General features: G+C 72.1%; 5 protein-coding genes and 1 other RNA gene. All 6 read right to left on the bottom strand.

What is annotated here, in order from left to right; genetic code table 11:
- Positions 1 to 17: 17 nt before the first annotated feature.
- A complete protein-coding gene (locus tag J3S20_RS13145) occupies positions 18 to 1,973 on the bottom strand; it encodes a peptidoglycan D,D-transpeptidase FtsI family protein (RefSeq protein WP_216836924.1) in 1,956 nt (651 codons plus the stop codon).
- 7 nt (positions 1,974 to 1,980) lie between these two features.
- Complete coding sequence (gene ftsL, locus J3S20_RS13150; protein WP_216836925.1) at positions 1,981 to 2,892, bottom strand: cell division protein FtsL; 912 nt, start codon at positions 2,890 to 2,892, stop codon at positions 1,981 to 1,983.
- A complete protein-coding gene (gene rsmH, locus J3S20_RS13155) occupies positions 2,889 to 3,839 on the bottom strand; it encodes a 16S rRNA (cytosine(1402)-N(4))-methyltransferase RsmH (RefSeq protein WP_216836926.1) in 951 nt (316 codons plus the stop codon). Before rsmH ends, ftsL begins: the two co-directional genes overlap by 4 nt.
- Entirely contained in the window at positions 3,836 to 4,312 is a 477-nt protein-coding gene (locus J3S20_RS13160; RefSeq protein ID WP_216836927.1) for a division/cell wall cluster transcriptional repressor MraZ, read from the bottom strand. The genes rsmH and J3S20_RS13160 overlap by 4 nt, the downstream gene beginning before the upstream one ends.
- Before the next feature lie 355 nt (positions 4,313 to 4,667).
- An RNA gene (gene rnpB, locus J3S20_RS13165) (RNase P RNA component class A) lies at positions 4,668 to 5,080 on the bottom strand.
- A 35-nt stretch (positions 5,081 to 5,115) separates the two neighbouring features.
- On the bottom strand, positions 5,116 to 5,805 hold the full coding sequence (locus J3S20_RS13170) for an N-acetylmuramoyl-L-alanine amidase (RefSeq protein ID WP_456305696.1): 690 nt from the start codon (positions 5,803 to 5,805) through the stop codon (positions 5,116 to 5,118).
- Between the last annotated feature and the right edge of the window lie 216 nt (positions 5,806 to 6,021).

The following is a 6,021-nucleotide window of genomic DNA, read 5'->3' on the forward strand; positions in this document are numbered from 1 at the left end:
GGCGCGCGACAGGGGCCTCATCGGGGCGCAATGCTCGCCTCCCGCAACAAGGCGGGGCTCTGCGTCATGCGTCCGGGAGTTTCGGTGCTGCGGCTGGGCGGGGCGGCGGCGGGGGCCGTGCGCGCGGGCGTGGCCGCGGCGCGGCTGGGCGCCACGGGGGAGGTGCCGCGCGGGCGGCCGGGCTGCATCGGAATGGACAGCGCCGACTGGATTTCCGTCATCCGCTCCGTCTCCGGCGCCATGCCGAGGATGGGGGCGACGCGGCGCACGATCTCGCCGGCCGCGGGGGCGGCGACCCAGCCGGCGGTCGCGAAGCCATGGCTGCGCGCATTCGGCGTCGGCTCGTCCACCATCACATAGACCGCGTAGCGCGGCGCCTGCATCGGGAAGGCGCCGACGAAGGCGGCGATGCGCTTGTTCTGCAGATAGCCGCCATTCGGCCCGGTCTTCTGCGCCGTGCCGGTCTTGCCGCCGACGAAATAGCCCGGGACATCGGCGCTGCGCGCGGAGCCATCCGTCACCACCAGCCGCATCAGCCGGCGCATGGTGGCCGAGGTGCCCTCGCTGATCACGCGCGTGCCTTCGGCGACGGTGCCGGGCGGCTGCGCCATCAGCGTGGGCGGACGCAGGATTCCGCCATTGGCGATGGCGCTGGCGCCGGTGATGACATGCAGCGGCGTGACGGAAATGCCGTGGCCGAAGGCGATGGTGAGCGTATTGATGTCGCGCCAGGCATTGGAGCGCGGGATCAGCGGCACCGCGGTTTCCGGCAGCTCGATCCCGATGCGCGAGCCCATGCCCATGCGCACCATGAAGTCCCGGTGCCGCTGCGGCCCCACCGCCGCGGCCATATGGGCGGAGGCGAGGTTGGACGAATAGGCCAGGATCTCCGGCAAGGCGAGCCAGCGATTCTTGCCGCGATAGTCGTTGATGGTGAAGCGCCCGTAGCGGATGGGGCGGGAGGCATCGTAGCCGCCCCAGATATTCACCGTGCCCAGCTCCAGCGCCATGGAGGCGGTCAGCAGCTTGAAGGTGGAGCCCGGCTCATACACGCCGACGGTCGCGCGATTGAAGCGCGGGTTGTGGCCGCGCTCATCCGCACCCGGCGTCACGGCTTCGACGCGCGCGGGTTCGGAGAGGTCGAAATCGGGCAGGGAGACCATGCCGATGATCTCGCCGCTCTGCACATCCATCAGGATGCCGGCGCCGCCGATGCCATTGTAGTCGTTGATGGCGTGCTGCACCGCGTCGCGCAGCGCCAGCTGCACGCGCACATCGATCGACAGGCGCAGGTCGTCGCCGCGCCGCAGCCGCAGGCGCTCGTCGAAATAGCGCTCGACGCCGGCGGTGCCGTTGCCGTCCACATCGACGCCGCCCAGGATATGCGCCGCCGCCCGGCCCTGCGGATAGACGCGGCGCTCCGCCTCCTCGAAATAGAGGCCCGGTATGCCGAGCGAATTCACCGCCTGCTGTTCCCGCGGCGTCAGCGCGCGCGCGAGATAGGCGAATTGCCGCTCCCCGCTCAGCCGCGCGGCGACGCGTTCCTCATCCAGCTGCGGCAGCACGCGCACCAGGCGGCGGGCGACGCCGGCCGGGTCCGTGATCTCGGAGGGATTGGCGTAGAGCGCCGTGATCGGCAGCGTGACGGCCAGCAGTTCCCCGTTGCGGTCGGTGACGGCGCCGCGACCGGGCAGGTGTTCGGCCGGCGGCGCGTTCTGCCGCACCATGGCGGCCAGCCGCTTCGGCTCCGCCGGCGAGATCAGCGTGGCATCCGCCAGCCGCGCGGCCACAGCGCCGAACAGCAGGGCGAAGCCGCCGGCTGCGATCAGCAGGCGGGAGCGCGTGCGTTCCATCACCGCGCGGCGAACCAGCTCCGGCTGGGCCACCCGCACCACGTCGGTGCGCGCGGCTGCATGATGGCCGAAGGTGCGGCCGGCGGGCAGGGCGTCGGGGGCGGGCGGGATGGGGGACATGCCTGCCTCAGCGTGCGCGCGGCGGGGCGAGATCGCCCTGGCGATCGAGCGTCGCGGCGGCGGCGGAGGAGAAGGGCACCGGCGGCGCCATCGGCCGGCCAAGGCCCAGCGAGGAGGCGCCGCCCAGGGCGGAGACATAGGTCGGCGCCGGCGGTGCCGCCTGGGTGGTGCGGACCGGCGGCGCGCTGCGCGCCGGGGCGATGTGAACGGCCGGCTGCACCGCGCGGCTGGGCGCGGCGGCAGTGGCGGGGGCGGCCGGGGTGGCGTTGGCGGGGGCCGCGGGGCTGGGTGCCTGGCGCGGCGCCGCATCGCGCAGCGGCGCGGCGCGCACCGGCACCGGCGGGGACATGCGCGGCGTGGCGCGCTGCGCCGCCAGGGTGGCGGCCAGGGCCTGCGGCGCGGGCGCTTCCTCGGTTTGGCGCAGCGATTCCGGCGCGGCGCGGCGCGGGGTTTCGGCCACACGAGCGGGGGCCGCCGGCGCGGGTGCGGGTGCAGGCGCCGGGGCGGCGGCGCGGGCCGGTGGCGGCGCCGGCTCGGCGGCCGCCGGGGCGGGGGTCTGGGCCGCGGCCAGCATCACCGGGGCGTTGCGCGGGGTCTCCGGCACGAAGAGGTTCGGCGGGCCGGCGAAGGCCACCGCCGTGGGCAGGCGGCGCACCATCTCCGGCAGGCGGGTGAATTGCTGCGGCTGCATCGGCTCCAGCGGCAGGTGGCGCAGCGCCACCTCGCGCAGCCGGCCGGGCTCGTTCAGCAGCGCCCATTCGGCGCGCAGGATGGCGGTGCGGTCGCGCGCCGCCTCGATCTGGCGCCACACCTCGCGCAGTTCCCGGTCCTGCGTCGCGACCTGGTGCTTCACCTGGTAGAGCCAGGCACCCGCCCCGGCGAAGGCGCAGAAGCAGAGGATGGTGAAGGGCCGGATCATGCGGTGATTCCCTGGCTCGTCGGGTCGCGGCGTTCGAGGGCCCGCAGGCGGGCGGACCGGGAGCGCGGATTGGCGTGGATCTCCGCATCCCCCGGCCGCAGCGCGCGGAAGGTCAGCAGGTCGAAGTCGGGCGCTGTCGGCGGCAGCAGCGCCGCGGGATCGTGGCGGGAGGCCGCACCGGCGCGGCCGGCGGCGCCCACCATGGCGCGCTTCACCAGCCGGTCCTCCAGCGAATGGAAGGAGACCACCACCAGCCTTCCACCAGGCGCCAGCAGCGACTGCGCGGCGGCCAAGCCGCGCTCGATCTCGCCGAGTTCGTCATTCACCGCGATGCGCAGCCCCTGGAAGGACCGCGTCGCGCCATCGATGCCGGAAGGGTCGCGCGGCACCGCGCCGCGGACGATCTCGGCCAGGCGCGCGGTGGTGGTGATGGGGGCGGTCGCGCGCTCGCGCAGGATGGCGCGGGCGACGCGGCGCGCATGCCGTTCCTCGCCGAAGTCGGAGAGGATGGTGGCCAGCTCGCGCTCCGGCAACGTGTTCACGAGGTCCGCCGCCGTCGGGCCGTCCCGGCCCATGCGCATGTCGAGCGGCCCGTCATGGCGGAAGGAGAAGCCGCGCTCCGCCTGGTCGATCTGGAAGGAGGAGACGCCGAGGTCCATCACCACGCCATCCAGCGCCTGCACGCCGCGCGCCGCGAGACTTTCCAGCATGTCGCCGAAGCAGGCCTGGACCAGATGCAACCTCTGCGGATACTTCGCGGCGAGGGCGGCACCGCGCGCGATCGCATCCGGATCCCGATCGAGCGCCCAGAGCGTGCAATCGGCCGCGGCCAGGATCGCGGCCGCATAGCCGCCGCCGCCGAAGGTGGCGTCCAGATAGATGGCGCCATCGCGCGGCTGAAGTAACGCCAGAACTTCCTCCAGCATGACGGGGATGTGGCCGGTCATGGCACGCTCTTCGGAGTCGTGTTGAGCCCCGTGGCGGCCAATGTCAGGCGCATTTCGCGCGCCTTCTGCTTCGACTCCAGGACATGGGCGCGGCCGGCGGCCTCGTTCCAGATCTCGAAACGATTTCCCTTGCCAAGGAAGACCACCTGGTCGCCCAGCTCGGCCTCCGCGATCAGATCCTCGGGCAGCACCAGCCGGCCCTCGCCATCCAGCTTCAGCATCTCGCTGCCGGCGATCAGGGTGGATTCCAGCAATTCGCGCTCCTCGGAAAAATGCGGCAGCTCCTCGATCCTGTCGACGATCTGCTGGAAAACCGGGCGCGAACGTGCCTCGATGCAGGGATGGGTGTGGGAGACACGAAAGACCAGCTGGTTGGTGGCGGCAGCCTCCAGCTCTGCGCGGAAGGGCGCGGGCACGGAAATGCGGCCCTTGCGGTCCAGCTTTCCAGTATGCGTGCCCACGAATTGGGTCATCGCGCGCTGCTGTTGCCCCCAAAGGGCGGCCACCTCGCCGCCTTTCCCCGCTCAGCGGCCGGCGAGGCCCCCCGACCTCGCCGGCTCGCCCGACCATCCCCTTCGAAGCCCCTGATGCCCCCCCGAGCAGGGCCCCGCATGGGATAACCAGGGAATACCCGGGATTTTCTGGGCGAGCAAGCTAAATCCGGCGTCCAGACGCAAGGTCGCGATGGAAAAATCGCGCCTTAACAGATGATTAGCGGCAAGTTCTCCGGAAAAGGCGGAGAAAACTGCACGTGATGACGCGCAGGACCAGTAATTCCCGGTTTGTTCTTGTTCCGGCGCGTCCGCGAGGTCCTCGGCGGGCTCCGGTGGCGCCGGGCAGCCTGTAAGCCGGGTTCTGTCCGCGCCTTGCGGCGGTGGACGACCATTCCTCTGGAGCCTGCGTCGCCGCAGGCTTCACGCGGCCAACCCGGGCTGCGGGGCGAGAATGCCCCTGCGTCCATCCCCTCCGAGGAGGGGATCACGCCGGCCGCCCCTATTCGGCCTTGCTCCCGGTGGGGTTTGCCCTGCCTCCCACGTTGCCGAGGGAGCGGTGCGCTCTTACCGCACCCTTTCACCCTTACCGCGGGACGAACCCTTTCGGGCGCATGCCGAGGCGGTTTGCTTTCTGTGGCACTTTCCCTGGGGTTTGACCCCCGCCGGTCGTTGACCGGCACCGTATTCCCGTGGAGCCCGGACTTTCCTCCAGCCTCTTGCGAGGCCAGCGGTCGCCCAGCCACCCGGCGCCGCGGGTGACATCGCGCCTGCGGGCCGCGCGGTCAATCGGGGATCGCCAATTCCTGCGGCGCGTTCATGGCTGCGGCCACCCTCGCGAGCCGCCCGAGCGTCTCCGCATCCGCCTGGCCATCGACCCGCCCCTGCCGCCAGCGCCGCTGGAAGGCGCGCAGCAGCACGGGCAGCGGCAGGTCGGTGCGATAGCCGATGCGGCCGAGCAGCGTCAGCGCATCGGCCTGCGGCGTCGCCACCCCCTCTGGCCACAGTCCCACGCCATTGGCGGCCAAGCCGGGCCAGTCGAAGAGCTCGCCCGGATCCTCCTTGCGATCCGGCGCAATGTCCGAATGCGCCACCACGTCGCGCGGCGCGATGGCATGGCGCGAGAGGATCGCCAGGCACAGGTCGCAGACCGCGGCCATCTGCAAAGCGGGGAAGGGGCGGTAGCCGAATTCGTGGCCGGGATTGACGATCTCGATGCCGATCGAGCGCCCGTTCAGCAGGGTCTGGCCGCGCCAGTGCGAGACGCCGGCATGCCAGGCGCGCCGGTCCTCCGGCACCAGGCGGAAGACCGCGCCATCCTCCTCCACCACGTAATGGCTGGAGACGCGCGCGGCCGGGTCGCGCAGCCGCGCGATGGCCTCCGCGCCGCTGCGCATGCCGGTGTAGTGCAGCACCAGCATATCGACCGGCCCGGGGCGCTCGTCGTGGTTGGGGCTGGGCAGGTCGCGGATCAGCAAGAGGTCACAGGCCGCGCTGCCGCTTGATGCGGTCCCGATCCTGCGCGCGGAGCGCGGAGGTTCCCAATGGAGAAGCCTGGGACCGCTGGCGCGGCATCACAGGCCTCGCTGCCGCTTGATGCGGTCCCGATCCTCCGCGCGGAGCGCGGAGGTTCCCAATGGAGAAGCCTGGGACCGCTGGCGCGGCATCACAGGCCTCGCTGCCGCTTGATG

The organism is Falsiroseomonas tokyonensis (genome assembly GCF_019024325.1).
Lineage (GTDB): Bacteria > Pseudomonadota > Alphaproteobacteria > Acetobacterales > Acetobacteraceae > Falsiroseomonas > Falsiroseomonas tokyonensis.